Origin of the sequence: Streptomyces sp. MUSC 14 (assembly GCF_001866675.1) — a bacterium.
In the GTDB taxonomy this organism is placed as follows: Bacteria; Actinomycetota; Actinomycetes; order Streptomycetales; family Streptomycetaceae; genus Streptomyces.
This window is the reverse complement of the sequence record NZ_MLYN01000028.1, coordinates 55,224-76,467: the sequence shown is the minus strand read 5'-3', so window position 1 is coordinate 76,467 and position 21,244 is coordinate 55,224. Positions and strand designations below refer to the sequence as shown.

Genomic DNA, 21,244 nt, shown 5'->3' with positions numbered 1-21,244 from the left:
GATGCGCGCCCCGGTTCTTCTCGTCATCGCCCACGGCAGCCGCGATCCGCGGCACGCGGCGACCGTGCACGCCCTGGTGGGGCGGGTGCGGTCGCTGCGGCCGGGGCTGCGTGTGGAGACCGGGTTCCTGGACTTCAACGTGCCCTCCGTGCACGGGGTGTTGGAGTCACTCGCGGCCGAGGGCGTACGGGACGTCGTCGCCCTGCCGCTGCTGCTGACGCGCGCCTTCCATGCGAAGGCCGACATCCCGGCCGTGCTGCGGGATGCCCCGGCGCGGCTGCGGATCCGGCAGGCGGACGTGCTCGGCCCGTCGCCGCTGCTGCTGTCCGCGCTGGAACGGCGGCTGTACGAGGCGGGGTTGACGCCCGCCGACAAGTCCTCGACCGGGGTCGTGCTGGCCTCGGCGGGGTCCTCCGACCCGGAGGCGATCGCAGTGATCGCTGATATCGCGCGGGAGTGGCGGCACACCGGTTGGTGCGCCGTGCGGCCTGCGTTCGCCTCCGCGTCCCTGCCGCGCACCGAGGACGCCGTCGCCGAACTGCGGGCCCTCGGCTGCGCGCGGGTCGCCGTCGCGCCGTACGTCCTGGCCCCCGGCTTCCTGCCGGACCGCATCGCGCGGGGCGCGGCCGGGGCGGACGTACGGGCGCGGGTGCTGGGTGCCGCGCCGGAGGTGGCGCGGGTGCTGCTGGAGCGCTACGACGCGGCCCGCCGGCCGGCACTGGCGGCGCTGGGCGCCTGAGCGCACCGAGCGCCGTCGCGGAGGGCACCCGGCCCGTGGCGGCGGCGCCGCGGCGGGTCACAGGCCGAGGGCGTCCAGGAGTCGCTGGGTGAAGGTGAGGCTGCCGGTGCCGGCGCCCGCCCGGATGGCGATCTCGTTCAGCGAGGAGCGGATCCGGCCCAGGTTGGGCGGCAGGCCGTCCTCCGCGGACTGCTCGAACTGACGTTGGATGATCATGCCGTACTCGGCGATACCCGGGTATTCGGCCTGCAGCGCGGCGGTGAGCCGCTCCGCGACGGCCATGAGGGTCTCCAGGTCCGGCGGTGTGCCGTCGCCGAGGCCCATGCGGCCGCGGCCGCCGTAGCCGTAGGTGGTCATGTCCTGTCCTCGCTTCTGGCCCGCAGGGGCCGTGAGGGGAGCTTGGGTGAGGGGGAGAGACCGCTGACGTTACCGACGTCGCGGGGGCCCCTCGGACGCGCGGGAGGCCGGGCGGTCACGGTGGTGCGGAATGGGCCGAAAATCGCCACCCATCCGGGTGATCGGTATCCGTTGACCAGGCCCTGTGGGCCGGTGACGCGCGCGGGGCCGGGCGCGTGGCGCGGGATCGGTACCGCGCTGCCCGCGGTGCCGGTGCCGTGCGCCCCGCTCATGCGTCCCCTCACTCCGCTTGCCTCCGGCCGTTCACTCTCCCGACCCTAGGGACAAGCGGATGATTTTGTCGCGAGGTTCGCGGAGCCGGGCCACCGCGGGGTGCGGACGTGGTAGAAGGCCACCGGGTCCGGCGCTCCCCTGTGACGTCGGACCCGGTGGCTTCTCGTTCTGCGCCGGGCACGGCCCGCATGTCACAGGCGAGGCGAACTCCGGGCGCCTCAGCGGCGTTTATCGGCCACCCCGGCGTCCGGGTCAGTCGAAGCGGAGGGAGCCGGTGCGGGTGCGCTTGAGCTCGAACAGGTCGGGGTGGCGGGCCAGCACCCGGAAGCTGTCGAAGAGTTCGGCCGCCTCGGCGCCGCGCGGTACGGCGCGCAGCACCGGTCCGAACCACACCGTGCCGTCGACGTGCAGGGTGGGCGTGCCGACGTAGCCGCCCGTCTCGGGCTCGGCCCCGGCCTCGTGGCTGCGGCGCACGGCGTCGTCGTACGCCGGGTCGTGCGCGGCGGCCGCGAGGCCTGCGGGGAGGCCGAGTTCGGCCAGCGACTCGGTGACGACCTCGTCGAAGTCCTTGATCCCGCGCTCGTGGATCCGGGTGCCGAACGCGGTGTAGAGATCGCGCAGCACCTCCTCGCCGTGCCGCTCGGCCGCGGCCACCGCGACCCGCACCGGGCCGATCGAACGGTCCACCAGGTCCCGGTACCAGCCCGGGAGTTGGTTGCCGGTGTTGTGCAGGTACAGGCTCATCGCCCGGAACCGGAGGTCGAGCGGGCGCAGTCGCTCGACCTCCAGCAGCCAGCGGGAGGTGAGCCAGGCGAAGGGGCAGGCCGGGTCGAAGAAGAAGTCGACGCGGGTACGGGCGGGTTCGGCGGCGCCGGTGGCCGGGGCGGGGGCGGTGGTCGGGGCGGGGGTGGAGGCGGTGTCGCTGTGCGTCATGACGGCAACGCTAGTCGGCCATTGGTGCCCGATCCCGGCCCATTCACCTCTCCTCTTCATGGTCCAATCGGCTTGTTCCTATCTCCGCTCCGCCTCGTCCGCCCTGCGCACCAGCTCCGCGACCGGCATCGAGCCGGCGGCCCGGTGCTCGCGGGCGAAGCGGCCCGCGAGACGCTGGAGCAGTTCGTTCAGCGGGGTGGGTACGCCGTGCAGCCGGCCGAGCAGGACGATCTCGCCGTTGAGGTAGTCCGTCTCGATGGTGCCGGTGCCGCGGGCCAGGGACTGCCAGGAGGAGCCGCCGCCGCGCGGGGCGCCGTCCAGTGGCTGCAGGGTCACCTTGTCGCCGCGTGCCGCGTGCTGTTCCTCCGCGCTCGTATACGCGATCCCGGCGGCGTCGAGCACCCGCTCGCCCTCGGCGCGCACGCGCGCGTACAACGCCTGTCCGGCCTCGTCGGCGAGGCGTCCGCTCACCGCCTCGACGGCGTTGCCGAGGTTCCCGAGCAGCTTCGCGTACTGCCAGCGGGCCACGTCGGGCACGACGGGTGCCTCGAAGCGGGCGTCCGCGAGGTCGGCGGCGATACGGCGGGCGGTGTCGTCGGTGCCGTGCGGCAGCCGGCCGAAGTGCAGGATGCCGGTGAGCGGGCTGCCGGCGGCGGAGACGACACCGGGTTCCACGAAGGCCGAAGGCAGCCAGACGCAGACGCCGTACACGTGCCGGAAACGGCGCAGTGCGAGCCGTCCGCTCTCCACGCCGTTCTGGAGGGACACGAGCGGCAGTCTCTGCGCCGCTGTGCCGCCGCCCGCGACGGGCACGTCGGCCCAGGTCTCCAGCGCGGTGACGGTGTCCTGCGTCTTCACCGCGAGGAGGAGTACGTCGTCGGCGCGCAGCTCGCCGAGCGGGCCGGGCCCGTCGACGACGGGCAGCCGGTGCCTCGACTCGCCTTCCGGGACGAGCAGGCGCAGCCCGTGTCCGGCGAGCTCGTCGAGGTGTCTGCCGCGGGCCACGAGGACGACCTCGCGCCCGGCCTGGGCGAGCCGCCCGCCGACGCTTCCGCCGACCGCTCCCGCCCCGATGACCACGTAGCGCATGGGGCGAGCCTCGCACACGCGCGGCCAACCGCGTCAGGCCGGGGGTGCCGTCAACTCCACCAGTTTCCGTACGGTGTTCCAGTTCCGGCTGGTGGCGATCAGCCCCTTGGTCAGGCGGGTGCGGGCGAGCGCCTCGGCGAGCTTGGAGCGGCCCAGGCCGTCCGGAGCGTACAGGTACAGGCAGCGGTCGCCGAGCCGGAACTCCTCGGGGAGATGGGCGGTTCGGTCGATCTCGGCGTAGCGCTCCGCGGTGACGGGCGCGGAGAAGTACGTGACGTGCAGTTGCTTCGGCGCGAGGTCTGCGGCCGGGAACGGGCAGGCCTCGGCGACGGATTTCAGATAGGCGTGCTCACGCACGAGCACGTCGACGGGGAAGCCGAAGCGCCCCTCGATCGCCCGGCTCAGCTGCGCCGCCAGCGACTCCTCGTCGCTGCGCTCCGCGCCGAACACGGCCTGGCCGCTCTGCAGATAGGTCCGTACGCCGGTGTGGCCGAGGCCGGTCAGCAGGGCGCGCAGGTCGGCCATGGGCACCTTCTTGGCGCCGCCGACGTTGATACCGCGCAACAGCGCCGCGTAGGTCGTCATCCAGCCAGCGTAGAGCGGCCGTCGTGCCCCGTGGGGGTGGGCACGACGGCCGGGTCCGCGCGAGGCGCACTGCGCGAAACTCTGGCTGATGAGCGGGGGCCGGAGCAACCTCGCCACACAGCTGTGACTTGTTCAACAAGCTTCTGTAATCACAAATCCGTGCGGTGACGACGGAACGGACATCCTTCGTTCCGCTCCGCGGCCCCGCCTCACCTCTTCCTAGGCACCGGCGCGGCGGGGCAGTTCCGCCTCGATGAGGTCGGCCGCCCGGCGGGTGCCGCCCTCCTGGGCCGTCTCGGCCTGGACCGCCTTCAGGCGGCGGGCCACCTCCGGGTCGGCCACCAGGGCGAGGGCGGTCTCGCGCAGCCGGTCGGCGGTGGCCTCCTCGGTGTCCAGCCGCCGGGCGACGCCGAGGGCCACCAGCATGTCGGCGTTGCCGAACTGGTCGACGGCCTGCGGTACGGCGATCATCGGGGTGGCCGTGGCGAGGCCCTCCTGGCTGCCGCCGGCGCCCGCGTGCGTGACGAACAGGTCGGCCTGCTTCAGGATCGCCAACTGCGGCACCCAGTCGCGGACTTCGACATTGGCCGGTACGTCGCCCAGGTCGACGGCGGAGACATGGCGACCCACCTGGAGCACCAGGTGCCAGCCGGGCAGGTCCCCGAACGCGTGGACGCACTCGCGGTAGAACCCGGGCTGCTTGGTGAAGGCCGAGCCCAGGGACACCAGCGCGACCTTGTCCACGCCGGCCGGCCGCTGCCAGTCGCCCTGGTCGGAGCGGTCGCCCTGGCAGGCGCCGACGAAGGTGTGGACCCGCTCGTCGACCCGGTCGGCGTTGGGCTGGAGGGCCTTCGGGATCAGCACGATCGAGCGGTCCGGGCGGCCGGCGAACGGGTCCGGGTGCCGGGCGATCCCGTTCTCCTTCAGCCAGGCCTCGAACCGGGCGTAGTACGCCTGCCCGCGCGCCGTCTTCCTCGGCTCCGCCCACATCGGCTCGGCGACCTCCTTCTCGTACCCCTCCCAGGCGACGAGGTTCGGCGAGAGGGAGATCGCCGGGACGCCCCAGCGGTGGGCAAGGACGCGGGCCGGATAGGAGGCGATGTCATGGAGCACGAGGTCGGGCTCATCGCCGGCGTAGGCCTCGATGAGCTGGGGAAGCGCCTGGACGGCGTCCGCGAGGAACGGCTCCACGTTGTCCAGGAGCGTGGTCCCCCAGGCCGACGGGTCCGCGCCGGGCGCGGGCAGCGTGGAGGTGTACGGCACGGGCCGGGCCCCGGTCTCGGCCACCTTGTCGGCGAACACCGGCGGGATGGCGTACGTGACCCGGTGGCCCCGGGCGACGAGCTCCCGGATCACCTCCAGGCTGGGGTTCACGTGGCCGTGCTGGGCGATGGAGAACATGGCGATGTGTGCGGAACTGGTCATGGGTCCGAGGTTAGGCGAGACGAGACGTCTCGTCCAAACGCTTTTCCCGGCCCCCTGTCCGCCCGCCGGCAGGGAGAGGTCGAGCGTGGCGGAGACGGGCTCATCCAGCGGCCGGGCCACGCCGTATCTCCCGGGCCCGCTCAGCCTTTTCGCGGCCTGCCGGAACTCCGCCCAGCTCCAGGAGTGTCCGGGGGTGGGCACACGCACCTTTGCGTGGGCGAGCAGGGTGGCGTCGGCGATCAGCGCCCGGGGTTCCCGGAGGAAGGGCACGCCGTGGACGCCGTGCCCGAAAGTGACGGCGTCCCAACTGCCGGGCGGGACATCGGCGTTGAGGCGGGCCGGCAACAGGCCGCCGAGGTAGCCGCCGTGGGCGAAGTCGGCGAGGTCGGCGGAGGCGTCGTGGATGATGTCCGGGGCCTCGCCGCCCTCGAAGGAGGTGAGCAGCTGGCCGTGCACGCTGTCCCAGCTTCCCTGGACGCACTCGACCGTGAGGCCCGGATGGGTGGCGTTCCACTCCTTCACCGGGGACTTGTCGGAGGCGGCGGACTCCTGCTGCCGGGCGAGCGACAGAAAGCGCAGGGTGACCGGGCCACCGGCGTGCCGTCCGGCCGAGGAGCAGCCGGCGAGCAGCAGCAGGACGGCGACCAGTGCGGTGAGCGTCCGGGGCCTCGTCGGCGGCCTCATCAGCTCTTCACCGCCGCTGCGAGCGGACCGGCCGTGATCCGCCGCTGGACCAGGGCGAAGACGGCGAAGGAGGGCGGCGTGGCGAGGAACGCGGCGGCGACCGGCGGGCCGAGGCCGGATCAGGGCGGGCAGGACGAGGAACCAGGTGCCGTGATCGGCGGCACGGCGACGGCCCGGCTGTAACCCTTCGGCCACTGATGTCATGGAATCGTCCCTTCGCCTGCCTGGGTCGACGTGCTCATCGTCGTGAGCGCCTCAGGTCGCGTCACGGGACCGCTCACCCGGCCCGGCACACCACCCGACCTGTGCGAATGCGAGACTGACCGGGGAGATCCGACCGCACGGAGGCACGATGGACGAGGGACGGGCACGGGACGTACTGGCCGCGGCGGGGGTGCTGCCGGGACCGGCCGGGGACGCACGGCTGCTCGCTCTCGGGGAGAACGCGGTGTTCGCCGCCGGCGACCTGGTGGTGAAGGTGGGCCGGGACGCCGAGCTGCTGGAGCGGGCCCGGCGCGAGCTGGACATCGCCGGCTGGCTGGCCGAGTCGGGCGTGCCGGCGGTACGGGCGGCCGAGCCGGAGCCGCGGCTGACCGAGGGTCATCCGGTGACCGTGTGGCACCGGCTGCCGGAGCCGGCACGGCCCGCCGAGCCGCGTGATCTGGCGCAGCTGCTGCGGATCGTGCACGCACTTCCCTCTCCTTCCTTCGCCCTGCCGCCGCGCGAGCTGCTGGGCGGTGTCGAGCGCTGGCTGCGGCTCGCGGGGGACGCGATCGACCCCGAGGACGCGGCCTACCTGCGTGCGCGCCGGGACGGTTTCGCGGCGGCCGCGGCCGCGCTGACGCCTCATCTGCCGCCGGGCCCCATCCATGGCGACGCACTCCCCCGCAATGTGCACATCGGGCCCGACGGGCCGGTCCTGGTCGACCTGGAGACCTTCTCCGCCGACCTGCGCGAGCACGATCTGGTGGTGATGGTCCTCTCCCGCGACCGGTACGGGCTGCCCGCCGAGGCGTACGACTCCTTCACCGCGGCGTACGGCTGGGACGTACGGGAGTGGGCGGGCTGCGCGGTCCTGCGCGGCGCCCGGGAGACGGCGAGCTGCGCCTGGGTGGCCCAGCACGCCCCGAGCAACCCGAAGGCGCTGGCCGAGTTCCGCAGGCGGGTGTCGTCGCTGCGGGACGGGGACGGGGCGGTGCGCTGGTATCCGTTCTGAGCATGCCGCGAGGTGACCGCGACGCGGTGCGGACCGGCCGCTACACGAGCCGGCTCCCGGCCGGCTCCCGCAGCGGCCATGTCCCGTCCACCACCGCCTCCGTGTCCCCCTTGCGGCGCAGGAACTCCTGGAAGTCCGCCGCCCACTGCGCGTACCACTCGATCTGGCGGCCGTGCAGGTCCGCCGGGCTCAGGGACGCGATCTTCGGGTGGCGGTCGGCTATCGCGCCGGCCAGCCGGGCCGCGGCGAGGGCGTCGGCCGCGGCGTCGTGGGCCCGGTCGAGGACTATGCCGTACTCGGCGCAGACCGCCTCCAGGTTCCGCTTGCCGCGGCGGTAGCGGTCGGCCCAGCGGTCGATCGTGTAGGGGTCGACGACCGGGGCGGGCGGGGTGCCGCCGAGGCGGTCGGCGAGGGACGGCAGGCCGTGGCGGCGCAGCTCGGCCGAGAGCAGGGTGAGGTCGAAGGCCGCGTTGTAGGCGACGACCGGGACGCCCGCCTGCCAGTACCCGGTCAGGGCCGCGGCGAGGGCGTCGGCCACCTGGTCGGCGGGCCGGCCCTGGGCCACCGCGTGCGCGGTGCTGATGCCGTGCACCGCCACCGCGTCGGCCGGGATCTCCACGCCGGGGTCGGCAAGCCACTCCCGGCGCCCCACGGGCTCCCCGGCCCTGACCTCGATCACCGCACCGGTGACGATGCGTGCCTCGTGCGGATCCGTGCCGGTCGTCTCCAGATCGAAGCCGATCAGCAGCTCACGGTGCCAGCCCATGGCGGCCCCCCTTCTCGGTGGTGCTTTCCCCCAGTGGCCTCCACCCTCGCACGCGGCACTGACAATCCGAGGACGGGATTCCGCTTACTCCGGCGGACAGTTCAGGACACAGGGCGCGAATCCACCCAGGACAGCTCGAATTCCTCCCGGTATGTCGGGAACAGTCCGGCTTCGCCGACATCATCCGACTTCACCAGCTTGCTGCCGTTGCGCAGCACGAGCACCGGCGACTCCATCCCCCGCGCCCCGCGCAGATAGGACTGCACCACGGCGATGCCGTCGGCGCCGTCGCCGTCCACCAGGTAGGCGGTGAAGCGGGGCGTCTCGTCGTACACCTGGATCTCGAAGGCCCCGGGGTCGCGCAGCCGGGAGCGGACCCGGCGCATGTGCAGGATGTTCATCTCGACCGAGCGGCTCAGCTCGCCCCGCTTCATGCCCAGTTCGCGCTCGCGGCGCTTGACCGCACTGGAGGCCGGGTTGAGGAACAGCAGCCGTACCCGGCAGCCGGACTCGGCGAGGCGGATCAGGCGGCGCCCGGAGAAGTTCTGCACCAGCAGGTTGAGGCCGATGCCGATGGCGTCGAGCCGGCGGGCACCGGCGAAGAGGTCCTCGGCGGGGAACTGGCGCATGAGCCGGACCCGGTCGGCGTGGACGGCGACCACGTCGGCGTACCGGTCGCCGACCAGGTCCTCGACCGCGTCGACGGGCAGCCGGCGCGCGGAGGGGACGTCCCCGGCCGCGCCGAGCATCTCCAGGAGCCGGGCCGAGGCCCGCTCGGCCTGGCTGAGCACCGTCTCGGACAGGGCCCGGTTGCGGGAGACGACGTTGCGGGTCACCTCCAGCTCGTCCAGGGCGAGTTCGAGGTCACGACGCTCGTCGAAGTACGGCTCGAAGCACGGCCAGTGCTGCACCATCAGCTCGCGCAGCTGCGGCAGGGTCAGGAAGCTGAGCACGTTGTCGTCGGCCGGATCGAGCAGGTAGCCCTTGCGGCGGCTGACCTCGCGGACGGCGACCGCGCGCTGCACCCACTCCTGCCCGGCGGGTCCGGCCGCGGCGACCACCCAGTCGTCCGCGTGGACGGGCTCGTAGATGGGGCGCAGCACGGCGGCCACGACGGCGCGCAGCCGCTGTTCGACGAGGTTCAGCCAGATGTAGGCCCGGCCGGCCCGCTGGGCGCGGGTGCGCACCTCGCGCCAGGCGTCGGCGTCCCAGTCCAGCTCCGGCCCGATGGAGCCCGCGTCCATCGGCCGGGCCAGGGACACCGCGCCGGGCGGGACGTCTGTGGAGTTTCCCTCGTGACCCTCGTCACCAGGGGGCAGCTCCAGCCCTCCCGAGCCCACCCGTGCACCGCCTTCCGCGCCCCGGGGCCTGCCCCGTCCCAACGATCAAGGAAGGGTACTCCGGGAGCGGTCGGGGTTGCAGCCGGATGGACAGGTCGGTTGTCCAACTGTTTTCCTCAACTCGACCTGTGCCGACGGTCGTTCCCCGGCCCTGCGTCACGGGGAGTGAGCGGATTCATAGCGGGGACGGTCTCCGGGGTGCCGGGCGGGCCCCGCCGGGGTACCGTCCGTGCTGGTGAGCGGCGCCCGGGCGGACGCCGACGCGCCTCGTGGCCGCTCCGGGACAGGTGAGGTTTCGTCACTTTCGGGAGACTCGGGGGCCGTCACGGCCCCGGGCGGGCGGATCACCTGTCAGAGTCGTCTGCATGCAGGTCTGGCCTGGACAGGCGTATCCGCTCGGCGCCACCTATGACGGCGCCGGAACCAACTTCGCGGTCTTCACGGAGGCCGCGGACCGAGTAGAGCTGTGTCTGCTGCACGACGACGGCTCGGAGACGGCGGTGGAACTGCGCGAGAGCGACGCGTTCGTGCGGCACGCGTACGTGCCGGGCGTGATGCCGGGACAGCGTTACGGGTTCCGCGTGCACGGCCCGTACGACCCCGCGCGCGGGCTGCGCTGCAACTCCGCGAAGCTGCTGCTCGACCCGTACGCGAAGGCGGTCAGCGGCTCGGTCCGGTGGGGCGAGGAGGTGTACGGCTACCACTTCGGCGCGCCGGAGCGGCGCAACGACCTGGACTCGGCGCCGCACACCATGACCTCGGTCGTGATCAATCCGTACTTCGACTGGGCCGACGACCGGCCGCCGCGCACCGAGTACCACCACACGGTCATCTACGAGGCCCACGTCAAGGGCCTGACCATGCGTCACCCGGGGCTGCCGGAGGAGCTGCGCGGCACGTACGCGGCGCTGGCCCACCCCGCGGTCATCGACCATCTGACCGGGCTCGGGGTGACGGCTCTGGAGCTGATGCCCGTACACCAGTTCGTCAACGATCACCGGCTGACCGACCTGGGGCTGAGCAACTACTGGGGCTACAACACGATCGGCTTCTTCGCCCCGCACAACGCGTACGCCTCCTGGGGCGACCGCGGGCAGCAGGTGCTGGAGTTCAAGTCGGCGGTCCGGGCGCTGCACGAGGCCGGGATCGAGGTCATCCTGGACGTGGTCTACAACCACACGGCCGAGGGCAACCATCTGGGCCCGACGCTGTCGTTCAAGGGCATCGACAACCCGTCGTACTACCGGCTCGCCGAGGATCCGCGCTACTACACCGACACCACCGGCACCGGGAACTCGCTGCTCATGCGGTCCCCGCACGTGCTCCAGCTGATCATGGACTCGCTGCGCTACTGGGTCCTGGAGATGCACGTCGACGGCTTCCGCTTCGACCTCGCGGCGACGCTCGCCCGGCAGTTCCACGAGGTGGACCGGCTGTCGTCGTTCTTCGACCTGGTGCAGCAGGACCCGGTGGTCTCCCAGGTGAAGCTGATCGCCGAGCCGTGGGACGTGGGCGAGGGCGGCTACCAGGTGGGCAACTTCCCGCCGCTGTGGGCCGAGTGGAACGGCAAGTACCGCGACACGGTGCGGGACCTGTGGCGGGGCGAGCCGCGGGCGCTCGCGGAGTTCGCCTCCCGGCTGACCGGGTCGTCCGACCTGTACCAGAACGACGGCCGCCGCCCGCTGGCCTCGATCAACTTCGTCACCTGCCACGACGGTTTCACGCTGCGCGACCTCGTCTCGTACAACGACAAGCACAACCGGGCCAACGGCGAGGACAACCGGGACGGCGAGAGCCACAACCGCTCGTGGAACTGCGGGGTCGAGGGCGAGACCGACGACGCGGGCGTGCGCGCGTTGCGCGCGCGGCAGCTGCGGAACTTCCTCGCCACGCTGATGCTGTCCCAGGGCGTGCCGATGATCAGCCACGGCGACGAGTTCGCGCGCACCCAGCAGGGCAACAACAACGCCTACTGCCAGGACAACGAGCTGGCCTGGGTGCACTGGCCCGACAGCGGCGCGGAGGCGGGTGCCGAGGGCGAGGCCGGTGCCGAGGCCGGTGCCGAGGACGAGGCCGGGGGGCTGCTGGAGTTCACGCGCGCGATGGTGTGGCTGCGGCGGGACCACCCGGTGCTGCGGCGGCGGCGCTTCTTCCACGGGCGGCCGGTGGAGGGCACGCACGACGCGCTCTCCGACATCGCCTGGTTCACCCCGGAGGGCGCCGAGATGACGCAGCGGGACTGGGACTCGGCGCGGGCGTCCGCGCTGACGGTGTTCCTCAACGGCAACGCCATCTCCGAGCCCGGCCCGCGCGGGGAGCGCGTCACCGACGACTCGTTCCTGCTGATGTTCAACGCCTCGCCCGAGTCGCTGGAGTTCCTGGTGCCGGTCGACCACGGCCGGCAGTGGCAGGTGGTGGTCGACACGGCCCGCCCGGAGGGGGTGCCGCCGGGCGGCGGCGCGAAGGTCGGGGCGGGCGACCTGCTCACCCTGCCGGACCGCAGCCTGACGGTGCTGCAGCGACCGGCCTGACCTCGGGGGCGGGCGGGGCTCAGGAGCGCGCGGGCCGGTACGTCGTCCACGCGCGTGTGCGCGGCGTGTCCGGCCGCTGCGGCGTGGGTCGTGGGGCGGGCCGTCAGGGCGATCACCAGGGTGAGCGCGGCCGCCGTGCTCGCCACCTCGAAGGCCGCTCCGGGGCCGCGGGCGTCGGTGAGGCGGCCGGTCACGGCGACCGCGAGGGCCTGTCCGCCGGCCGGCGCACCGGTGGCGACCGCCGTCGCCTCGGCGAGCCGGGCCGGCGGCACCGCGCGTTCGGTGAGCCCGAACACCGTGATCAGATGCGGCGCGTAGGCGATGCCGAGCACGGCGACCACGGCGTAGAGACCAGGCAGGCTGCGCGTGCGCCGCAGCGAGAGCGGCAGCGACAGCGACAGGACGCGCGCGGCCGCCGTGGCCAGCCGCCAGTGCGGCGGCGGCCCGAAGCGGGCGGGTACGGCGGCCATGGCGAGCCCGGCCCCGGCGCTCGTCACCCCCCATGGCGGCGTACACGAGCCCCGCCTGGTCCTCCTGACCGAGCCGGGCGGTGAGCGCGGTGATCCCGGACTGACATGCACCGAGCATGGCCCGCCGGAGGGCGAGAGCCGCGCGCGGTGCGTGCACGCAGCCGGGCATGCGGGCGGGCGCGGCCGGAAGGGCGGCACGCGCGGGGGCGCGGGCGGGGGACTTCGCCGGATCGGTGTCATGCCCGTGTGCCGGGCCGCGGTCTTCGGGGGTGGCGGTCGGGTGCAGGGCGAAGGCGGTGCCGCACGTGGCCACCAGGACCGCCGCGCCGCCCATCGCGTACGCCGGACGGGCGAGCACGGAGGCGGGCCCGACCAGGGCCGGGCCGAGGACGAAGGACTGCTCGTCGAGCGTGCTCCCGAAGGACAGCGCGGCACCGACCGTGGCCTCGGGGGATCCGGCGCGGCGGGCGAGAGCGACCAGCCGGGCGCGGGCCGGCGGACCCACGAGCGGCACGGTGCCACCCGCAGCGGCCCCCAGAAGCGCCAGGACGGCCGAGGGAAGGCCCGCGAGGGCGTCGGCGACCGGGGAGGCCACCACGAGCGCGTTGGCGAGCGAGAACGCGAGCACGACCCTGCGCTGCCCGTGCCGGTCCGCGAGCCGCCCCACCACCGGGCCGCAGACCACCTGGCCGAGGGCGAGCGCCCCGCGGCCAGCCCCGCGGCGGACAGGGAACTGCTCGTCCGGGCGACGAGCAGCACGCTGCCGAACCGGATGGTGGCCGTCGGCAGCCGGCCCAGGAACGACACGCACGGCAGCAGCGGTCCCGTCAGGCCGATCACCTGACGGTACGTGTCGCGCGTGCGGGGCCGGTCCGGCTTCCCCGTCCCCGGCTCCCCCGTCGGGCGAGGCGTTGTCCCCATCCGCCGAAGCCAGGCACGCGCGCATGCGTGCGTGCAGGGACCGATGACACGAAACCGGGCGGTCTGGGTACGTAGGTTTCCATGACCCCTGTGCGACCCGGACCACGCGTGCCCACGGCCACCTACCGGCTCCAGCTGCAGCCCGCGTTCCCGTTCGCTGCCGCGGCGACGGCCGTACCGTACCTGGCGTCGCTCGGGGTCTCGCATCTGCATCTGTCCCCCGTCCTGGAGGCCGTGCCCGGCTCCACGCACGGCTACGACGTGGTGGACCACGCGCGGGTGCGCGAGGAACTGGGCGGCGAGGAGGGCCTGCGGGCGCTGGCGCGGACCGCGCGGGAGCACGGTATGGGTCTGGTCGCGGACATCGTGCCCAACCACATGGCGATGGCGCCCCGGCACAACCACGCCCTGTGGGAGGTACTGCGCGAGGGGCCTGCCTCGCCGTACGCGCGGTGGTTCGACATCGACTGGGAGGCCGGGCACGGCCGGCTGCTGCTGCCGGTGCTCGGCGGCCCCGTCGGCACGGAACACGGGCGTCTCGTGGTCGACGGCGGCGTACTGCGCCACCACGACCACGCCTTCCCGCTCCGCCCGGGCACCGAGGGCCTGCCGCCGGCGGAGCTGCTGGACGCCCAGTGGTACCGCCCCGTGTGGTGGCGGCTGGCCCGCACCGAGCTGAACTACCGGCGCTTCTTCAGCATCTCGGAACTGATCGGGGTGCGGGTGGAGGACCCGGAGGTGTTCGACGCCACCCACGCCAAGATCCTCCAACTGCTGCGCGAGGGCGTTCTCGACGGGCTGCGCGTCGACCACCCCGACGGGCTCGCCGACCCCGGCGGATATCTCGCGCGGCTCCACGCGGCGAGCGGCGGGCGCTGGACGGTGGTGGAGAAGATCCTCGCCGACGGCGAAGCCCTGCCGCCGTCCTGGCCCGTCGCGGGCACCACCGGGTACGACGCCCTGCGCCGGGTCGACGGCCTGTTCACGGACCGGGCCGGGGCGGACGGACTCCGTACGGCGTACCGGCGGTTCGCGGCCCCGCAGACCGATCGGGGCGGGGACTGGGCGGCCACCGTGCGCCGGGCCGCCTACCAGGTGCTCACGCACGAGCTGGCCGCCGAGACGGACCGGCTCACCCGGGTGGCCGCCCGGCTCTGCGCGGCCTCGCCGGATCTCGCACTGCGCGACCGGGCGCCCTGGGCGCTGCGTACGGCCCTGGTGGAACTGCTGGTCCGGATGCGGGTGTACCGGCCCTACACCTCGGCCGACGCGGCCGCCGTCGTGACCGAGGAGGCCGCCGAGGAGGCCCGGCGTGCCTTCGCCGTCCCCGAGGAGGCCGGGGCGGTGGACGTCGTACGACGGCTGCTGACCGAACCGTCCGAGGCACCGGCGGGGGACCGCGCGGGCCGGGCCGAGCTGCGCACCCGGTTCGCGCAGACCGCGTCGGCGCTGCGGGCCAAGTCGGTCGAGGACACGGCGTTCTACCGCTACGTGCCGCTGCTGTCGGCGACCGAGGTGGGCGGCGATCCCGGCCGGCCCGGGGTCTGCCCGGAGGAGTTCCACGCGTACTGCGCGCGCGTGCAGCGCGACTGGCCGGCCACCGGCACGGTGGTCACCACACACGACACCAAGCGCAGCGCCGATGTCCGCGCGGCGCTGGCCGTGCTGACCGAATGCCCCGCGCGGTGGGCCGAGTTGATCGCCGAGGTGACGCTGCCGGAGGAGGGGGTGCCGGACGGGCAACTGGCCTGGGCGGCCTGGCAGACGGTGTTCGGGCTGGGGCCCGCGGCGGCGGAGCGGGTCCAGGAGGCGCTGCTGAAGCACGTGCGCGAGGCGGGCCTCTACACCAGCTGGACGGAGCAGGAGCCGCCGTACGAGGAGGCGGTGGCCGCCTTCGTCGCGGCCGGTCCGTGCGGGCCCCCCGGCGAGCAGGTGGCCGCGTTCCGCACGATGCTGGAGCCGCACGTCCGGGCCAACGTGCTCGGCACCGCCCTGGTCCAGCTGACGATGCCGGGGGTGCCGGACGTGTACCAGGGCACCGAGGGCGAGTACCGGGCGCTGGTGGACCCGGACAACCGGCGTCCGGTGTCCTTCCCACCCGAGGCACCCGGCGAGAAGGACGCGCTGACGGCGGCGGCGCTCCGGCTGCGCGCCCGGCGCCCCGACGCCTTCGGTACGAGGGCGGCGTACGCCCCGCTGACGGCCGAGGGCCCGGCGGCCGCCCACTGCGTGGCCTTCGCCCGCTCCGGGGAGGTGGTCACGGCGGTGACCCGGCTGTCGCTGCGCCTCGCGGAGGCGGGCGGCTGGCGGGAGACACGGCTGGCGCTGCCGCCCGGGCGGTGGTCGGACGTGCTCGCCGCGGGCCGGGAGTTCACCGGCCACACGCGCGTGGCCGACCTCTTCGACCGGCGCCCGGTGGCACTCCTGGAGCGCGTCGCACAGGACTGAGAGGGGCCTTTGCGGGTTCCTGGCGCTCGCGGGACGCGGCCTGCACCAGCAGTGAGCCCACGGCGCACAGCGCTCGCACCGCGTCCCGGGAACTGCGTCCGGGCGCCCCCGGGAGCCTCCCCCGCCGCATGCTTGACAGTCCACCCATCCCGTGCGGGACTGGGAGGGCGAAGCCGGGCGGACGAGTACGGGGGTGAGTTTCCTGCCGGAGCTGCGCTATCCCAGCGTTCCCGAACTGACCGCCTCCGCACAGGCGTTGGCCGCTCAGGAACCCGGGCTGTGCGCGCTCAGGCAGGTGGGCGCCTCGCGCGCGGGAAGACCCCTGCACCTGCTCTCGGTGGGGCACGCCCGGCGGGCGGTGCTGGTGGTGGCCGGCGCGCACGCCAACGAGCCGACGGGGGGTTCCACCCTGCGGGTGCTGGCCGAACGCGTCCTGGCCGAGCGGGAGTTGCGGGCGGACACCTCCTGGCACTTCCTGCTCTGTGCCGATCCCGACGGCGCGAGTCTGCATGTGACCCCGGCGCCGCGCAGCCTGCTCGACTACCACCTCGGCTTCTACCGGCCGACGGGCGCGGAGCAGCCGGAGTGGTCGCCGTCGGTGCTGCCGCCGGACCGGCTGCCGCCCGAGACCCGGACGCTGACCGGGGTGATCGACGAGCTGCGCCCGTACCTCCAGGTGACGCTGCACGGCACCGACCTGGGTGGCAGCTGGGTGCAGTTGACCCGGGCCGTGCCGGGGCTCGCCGAGCCGTTCGCGAAGTCCGCGGCGCAGCTGCACATCCCGGTGGAGACGGGTGCCTCGGACGCCGCTGGCTGGCCCGCCGCCGGCCCCGGGGTGCATGTCATGCCCGGCCCGGAGACGGGCGTCGCCTACCCGAGCATGCCGGACGACGCGCGGCACAGCACCTGGTACCACGCGCACCGTTACGGCGGTCTGACGGCCGTGGTGGAGGTCCCGATGTGGGCCAGCGACCTGGTGGACGACCGGGCGCCGCACCCGGCGCCCGCGGCCGCGATACGGCGACTGGCCCGGCGGCTGACCGGGGACGCGCGCGAGGTGGAGCGGATACTGGCCGAGGCGCAGCCCCGGCTGGACGGCCTGGACGGTCCGCTGCTGCGGGCCTCGCGCTGGGTGCTGGGGCTGATCCCGGGCCTGGCCGAGGACTGGATCCACACCCCGCCGGCCGGTACCACGATGGCGTACGTCGGCAGTGTGGACGCCTTCGGGCGACGGCTTCCGCTGCGCGCGGCGGCGATGCTGCTGCGGGTGCTGCGGGAGACCGACGACCGTGCGGCGCCCCGGCTGGAGCACCTCGTGGCCGACTGGTGCGACGCGTTCGCGGAGCGCTTCCGGGCCCGCTGGGTGCCGTTGGAGCACCAGGTGGAGCATCAGTCCCGGACGGTGCTGGTGGCGGCGCAGCAGGCCCGCGAGCGGGCCGGGTGAGCCGCGCCGCCGCGCCCGGCGGTCACGCGTCCAGGGCGAACACCGCCCCCGTGTGCGCGTTCATGACACAGGTGTTGGTGTAGGTCTGCCGGAAGTCGACCGGCCGGCCGTTCCACCGCCCGTACGCGTGGACGGTCACCGGGGAGTAGAGGGCCGGGCAGAACACGCGCTCGGGCGGGATACGGCGGATGTCGCCGCCGGCGGCGGCGAGTTCGGTGCACGCCTCGGCCGCCCGCGCGTGGCCGCCCCGCGGCGGGTCGCACAACAGCAGGGCGCCGCGCGTGGGACCGTTGCCGTCCTCGCCCTTGGCGACGGTCAGATGGAGCCAGTTGCCGGAAACGCGGTCGCGGGGTGCCGCCTGGGCCGGGCCCGCGGCGAGGAGCCCGGCGGCCGCCAGCACGGCACCGACCGCCGCGGTCGATCTCGAGAGGTACGTCATGCTTCCCAGCATCGGCACGCCGGCGCGCGTTCCGCAGTCCGGCGCGTCTGGCTCACTCGAACGGGACGGCACGCGCACGCGCGAAGAGCGCCTGTTCGAACACGACCGGGCGCCTCGGCCGGCGGGCTCAGCTCACGGCCAGCCGGAACCCCATGCGGCCGAAGGCGACCAGATCGCCCTCGCGGACCACGATCGCACCGGTCACCCGGCGGCCGTTGACGGTGGTCCCGTTGGTGGAGCCGAGGTCCCTGAGGACCCACATCTCCCCCTGGCGGAACAGCTCGGCGTGCATACGGGAGACGGTCTCGTGGTTCAGGCGCAGCCCGTTGGCGGGGTCACGGCCTATGCGCAGCGGGTGGGTCTGTCCGGGATGCGGCAGCAGCAGCTTCGGCAGCCGCTCGGCCTGCCAGGCGCGGCGCAGCCGTACGGTGAACGCGGAGACGGCCTCGACGCTGCCGAAGACCGCGCGGGACAGGCGCTTCTCGCGGGGCAGGTCGGCGACGAGGGCGGCCAGTTCGTCGGCATGGCGGGCGGCGAGCGCCAGTTCCATGCGGCGCACGAACGTGTCGTGCGACAGCCGCCCCTTGGCGACGCCGTCGCGCAGCACCATGAGCGCCTTGTCGCGCTCCGCGTCGGACAGCCGCGCGGGGTACGTGGAGAACTCGAAAGACGACGTCACGCAGGTGATTGTCGGTCAGTGAACCCCGAGTGTCCAGAAAACCCGGAATCGCTGTCACGCGTGCGTGCGTTCCGCGACACCCGCCGGGAAAGACCGAATTCGAGAGCGCATTGATCGTCCGGACGGCACGATGGGGCCGCGGGAGATCATCACGGTGAGCAGACGAAGGGGAACCGTCCGTGCAGTTCGAGGTGTGGGTACCGCAGGCAGACCGAGTGACGCTCCATTGCGAGGGCACCACGCGCGCGTTGGTGCGCGATCCCGAGCGCGTGGGCTGGTGGACGGGGGAGGCGGAGGCGGACGACGACGCCCGGTACGGGTTCGCGGTGGACGACGGTCCCGTCCTGCCCGACCCGCGTTCGCGCCGCCAGCCGGACGGCCCGGACGGGCTGAGCGCGCTCGTGGACCACGGCCGGTACGCGTGGCGTGCGCGGTGGGCGGGGCGGGGGCTGCCGGGCGCGGTGCTCTACGAGCTGCACGTGGGGACGTACACCCCCGAGGGCACTCTGGACGCGGCCGCGGCGCGACTGCAGCACCTGGTGGAACTGGGCGTCACGCACGTGGAGTTGATGCCGCTGTGTCCCTTCCCGGGGCGGCACGGGTGGGGGTACGAGGGGGTGTCGCTGTGGGCGGTGCACGAGCCGTACGGCGGCCCGGAGGCGCTGAAACGCTTCGTCGACCGTGCCCACGAACTCGGCCTCGGGGTCGTCCTGGACGTCGTGCACAACCACCTGGGTCCGTCGGGCAACCATCTGCCCGCGTTCGGGCCGTACTTCACCGACACGCATCACACGCCCTGGGGTTCGGCGGTGAACCTGGACGCGCCCGGCTCGGACGAGGTGCGCGCGTTCCTGCTCGGCAGCGCCCTGGCGTGGCTGCGGGACTACCGGATCGACGGGCTGCGTCTGGACGCGGTGCACGCGCTGCACGACACGCGCGCGTACCCGTTCCTGGAGGAGCTGTCGGCCGCGGTGGACGCGCTCGCCGAGGAGGTGGGCAGGCCGCTGTCGCTGATCGCGGAGTCCGACCGGAACGACCCGCGGTACATCACCCCGCGCGCGGAGCACGGCCTCGGGCTGCACGCGCAGTGGAACGACGACTTCCACCACGCCCTGCACGCCGCGCTGACCGGTGAGGCACAGGGCTACTACGCGGACTTCGCGCGCGCCCCGTTCGCCGCGCTCGCCAAGACGCTGACCGGCGGGTACTTCCACGACGGCACGTACTCCACCTTCCGGGGCCGGTGCCACGGCCGCCCGCTGGACCGCGCGCGCGTGGCCGGGCACCGCCTCCTCGGCTACAGCCAGACGCACGACCAGGTCGGCAACCGCGCCCAGGGCGACCGGCTCTCGGCCCGGCTCTCCCCCGGCCTGCTGGCCTGCGCGGCGGCGCTCACGCTGGCCTCGCCGTTCACGCCGATGCTGTTCATGGGCGAGGAGTGGGCGGCGGGCACGCCGTGGCAGTTCTTCACCGACCACACCGATCCGGAGCTGGCCGAGGCGGTACGGCGGGGCAGGCGGCGGGAGTTCGCGGCGCACGGCTGGGCCGAGGAGGACGTACCGGACCCGCAGGACCCGGCGACGCGGGACCGCTCCGTGCTGGACTGGTCGGAGCCGGCGCGCGAGCCCCACGCGCGCGTACTGGCCTGGTACCGGCGGCTGATCGCACTGCGCGGTGAGCAGCCGGACCTCACCGACCCCGATCTCGCCGACACCAAGGTGGCGTACGACGAGGAGGCGCGCTGGCTCGCCTTCCGGCGGGGCGACGTACGGGTGGCCGTGAACGTGGGCAAGGAACCGGCGTCGATCCCCCTGGGCGCCCGTCCCGCCGTGGTCCTCGCGGCCTGGGACCCGGTCGCGGCCCCGGGCCCGAACGGCCTGCTGGAACTGCCCGGGGAGTCCTGCGTGGTGCTGTCCCAGCCCTGAGCCGGGCCGCCGCTGAGCCCGGCACGCTACGTGTCCCGGTCGTCCTCCTTCAGGTCCGTCACCCGTTCCAGCATGATCGGTTCCCAGGCGCGGCCCAGTTGGGTGCGCAGAAGGGGCAGCGGGCTGTCGTCGCGGCCCTCCAGGCGGTCGGTGAGGCGGACGACCGTGTCGCAGCGGGCCAGCCACAGGCCGCGCAGGCAGGGGCGGGCGCCGTACCCGGCGAGGGTGGCCGCGCGGACCGCCGCGCCGGAGCCGACCGCGAGGACGAGCCCGGCAATGTCCTCGGCGGGGTCGGCGAGGGCCGCGTCGGTCCAGTCGAGGACGCCGCGCACCCTGCCGTCGGCGCTGACCACCAGATGCTCGCCCTTGAGGTCGTGGTGGACGAGCACGGCGCCGCCGGCCTGGGCGGCGAGCTGAGCCGCGCCGAGCGGGGTGAGCTGGTGCAGGCGTGCGGGGTCGAACTCGTCGGCGGCGGCGAGGCGTTCGGCCGCCGCCACGGCCATGCGGCGCAGCGCCTCCAGGGAACGCGGCGCGACACGCGGCACCCCGATCGTCTCGGCTCGCGGCGCCGGCACCGCGCGCAGCCCGGTGAGCAGCCCGGCCAGGTCGGCCTCGCCGACGGCCGAGACGTCGTGCTCCTCGGCGCTGCCGCCGGGGATCCGGGTGTCGAGCGTGTAGGTGAGGCCCGGCGCCCACTCGCCGTGCGCGACGCCGGCCGGGACGGCGACGGGGAGGTACGGCCGTACCAGGTCGCGCACGCGCAGTTCGCGGCGCTGGCGCAGGGCGGCCTCGCGGTCGAGGGCGAGCCGCAGCACATGGCGGGTGCCGACCCACCAGGTGGAGTGCTCGCCGCCCGCCGTGACGGGCCGGACATCGGGTCCTCCGCCACCGGCCGCGTGCTCGTCGGTCAGCGAGCGGACGAGTCGGCGGACGGTGTCCGCGGTGGGTGTCGGTGCCTGGGTCATGGATCGCGCCGTTGC

Annotated in this window: 16 protein-coding genes and 2 pseudogenes; 7 read left to right on the top strand and 11 right to left on the bottom strand. The window is 74.1% G+C overall.

All coding sequences use genetic code 11. The annotated features are described in order from the left end of the window. Position 1: 1 nt before the first annotated feature. On the top strand, positions 2 to 739 hold the full coding sequence (locus BIV25_RS18985; RefSeq protein WP_071373534.1) for a sirohydrochlorin chelatase: 738 nt from the start codon (positions 2 to 4) through the stop codon (positions 737 to 739). A 57-nt stretch (positions 740 to 796) separates the two neighbouring features. Here BIV25_RS18985 and BIV25_RS18980 read toward each other — a convergent pair whose 3' ends face one another. The 6 genes and pseudogenes from BIV25_RS18980 to BIV25_RS52855 all read right to left on the bottom strand — a co-directional run. After that, positions 797 to 1,096: a hypothetical protein gene (locus BIV25_RS18980; protein WP_071373533.1), complete on the bottom strand. Its 300-nt coding sequence runs from the start codon at positions 1,094 to 1,096 to the stop codon at positions 797 to 799. Between the two features lie 525 nt (positions 1,097 to 1,621). After that, positions 1,622 to 2,302, bottom strand: a complete 681-nt coding sequence (locus BIV25_RS18975) for a DsbA family protein (protein WP_071373532.1) — start codon at positions 2,300 to 2,302, stop codon at positions 1,622 to 1,624. A 78-nt stretch (positions 2,303 to 2,380) separates the two neighbouring features. Further along, the gene (locus tag BIV25_RS18970; protein WP_071373531.1) at positions 2,381 to 3,391 is read right to left on the bottom strand and encodes a ketopantoate reductase family protein; all 1,011 of its coding nucleotides are present in this window, start codon (positions 3,389 to 3,391) and stop codon (positions 2,381 to 2,383) included. Between the two features lie 33 nt (positions 3,392 to 3,424). Then, entirely contained in the window at positions 3,425 to 3,976 is a 552-nt protein-coding gene (locus tag BIV25_RS18965) for a DUF1697 domain-containing protein (RefSeq protein ID WP_071373530.1), read from the bottom strand. Between the two features lie 219 nt (positions 3,977 to 4,195). Continuing rightward, positions 4,196 to 5,438 (bottom strand): annotated as a pseudogene (gene mgt / locus BIV25_RS47120) (macrolide-inactivating glycosyltransferase). 77 nt (positions 5,439 to 5,515) lie between these two features. Then, positions 5,516 to 6,085 (bottom strand): annotated as a pseudogene (locus BIV25_RS52855) (ABC transporter substrate-binding protein); the annotation flags it as partial. Between the two features lie 352 nt (positions 6,086 to 6,437). Between BIV25_RS52855 and BIV25_RS18955 the strand changes: the two are divergent. Then, positions 6,438 to 7,301, top strand: coding sequence for a phosphotransferase enzyme family protein (locus BIV25_RS18955; RefSeq protein WP_071373529.1), 864 nt, complete (start codon positions 6,438 to 6,440; stop codon positions 7,299 to 7,301). Between the two features lie 40 nt (positions 7,302 to 7,341). Here the strand turns inward: BIV25_RS18955 and BIV25_RS18950 are convergent, their stop codons facing one another. Both BIV25_RS18950 and BIV25_RS18945 read right to left on the bottom strand, forming a co-directional pair. After that, on the bottom strand, positions 7,342 to 8,067 hold the full coding sequence (locus BIV25_RS18950) for a 3'-5' exonuclease (RefSeq protein WP_071373528.1): 726 nt from the start codon (positions 8,065 to 8,067) through the stop codon (positions 7,342 to 7,344). Positions 8,068 to 8,168: 101 nt separating this feature from the next. Beyond that, entirely contained in the window at positions 8,169 to 9,407 is a 1,239-nt protein-coding gene (locus BIV25_RS18945; protein WP_079176721.1) for an SAV2148 family HEPN domain-containing protein, read from the bottom strand. Positions 9,408 to 9,772: 365 nt separating this feature from the next. On the opposite strand from BIV25_RS18945, the gene glgX reads away from it, so the two are divergent. From glgX to BIV25_RS18920, 4 genes are all read left to right on the top strand, one after another. Continuing rightward, positions 9,773 to 11,938, top strand: coding sequence for a glycogen debranching protein GlgX (gene glgX / locus BIV25_RS18940; RefSeq protein WP_071373526.1), 2,166 nt, complete (start codon positions 9,773 to 9,775; stop codon positions 11,936 to 11,938). Positions 11,939 to 12,304: 366 nt separating this feature from the next. After that, positions 12,305 to 13,252 (top strand): hypothetical protein, encoded by a 948-nt coding sequence (locus tag BIV25_RS54380; protein WP_071373524.1) that lies wholly within the window; start codon positions 12,305 to 12,307, stop codon positions 13,250 to 13,252. A 158-nt stretch (positions 13,253 to 13,410) separates the two neighbouring features. Then, on the top strand, positions 13,411 to 15,777 hold the full coding sequence (treY, locus tag BIV25_RS18925) for a malto-oligosyltrehalose synthase (protein WP_177235327.1): 2,367 nt from the start codon (positions 13,411 to 13,413) through the stop codon (positions 15,775 to 15,777). 193 nt (positions 15,778 to 15,970) lie between these two features. Continuing rightward, positions 15,971 to 17,221 carry a M14 family zinc carboxypeptidase gene (locus BIV25_RS18920; RefSeq protein WP_071373522.1) on the top strand — a complete coding sequence of 417 codons (1,251 nt, stop codon included), beginning with the start codon at positions 15,971 to 15,973 and terminating at the stop codon, positions 17,219 to 17,221. A 22-nt stretch (positions 17,222 to 17,243) separates the two neighbouring features. Here the strand turns inward: BIV25_RS18920 and BIV25_RS18915 are convergent, their stop codons facing one another. Then, a complete protein-coding gene (locus BIV25_RS18915; RefSeq protein WP_177235326.1) occupies positions 17,244 to 17,660 on the bottom strand; it encodes an SSI family serine proteinase inhibitor in 417 nt (138 codons plus the stop codon). A 127-nt stretch (positions 17,661 to 17,787) separates the two neighbouring features. Further along, a complete protein-coding gene (locus tag BIV25_RS18910) occupies positions 17,788 to 18,339 on the bottom strand; it encodes a DUF1707 and FHA domain-containing protein (RefSeq protein WP_071373520.1) in 552 nt (183 codons plus the stop codon). A 179-nt stretch (positions 18,340 to 18,518) separates the two neighbouring features. Between BIV25_RS18910 and treZ the strand changes: the two genes are divergently transcribed. Next, positions 18,519 to 20,264: a malto-oligosyltrehalose trehalohydrolase gene (gene treZ / locus BIV25_RS18905; RefSeq protein ID WP_071373519.1), complete on the top strand. Its 1,746-nt coding sequence runs from the start codon at positions 18,519 to 18,521 to the stop codon at positions 20,262 to 20,264. A 26-nt stretch (positions 20,265 to 20,290) separates the two neighbouring features. Here treZ and BIV25_RS18900 read toward each other — a convergent pair whose 3' ends face one another. Continuing rightward, on the bottom strand, positions 20,291 to 21,229 hold the full coding sequence (locus BIV25_RS18900) for an aminoglycoside phosphotransferase family protein (protein ID WP_071373518.1): 939 nt from the start codon (positions 21,227 to 21,229) through the stop codon (positions 20,291 to 20,293). Between the last annotated feature and the right edge of the window lie 15 nt (positions 21,230 to 21,244).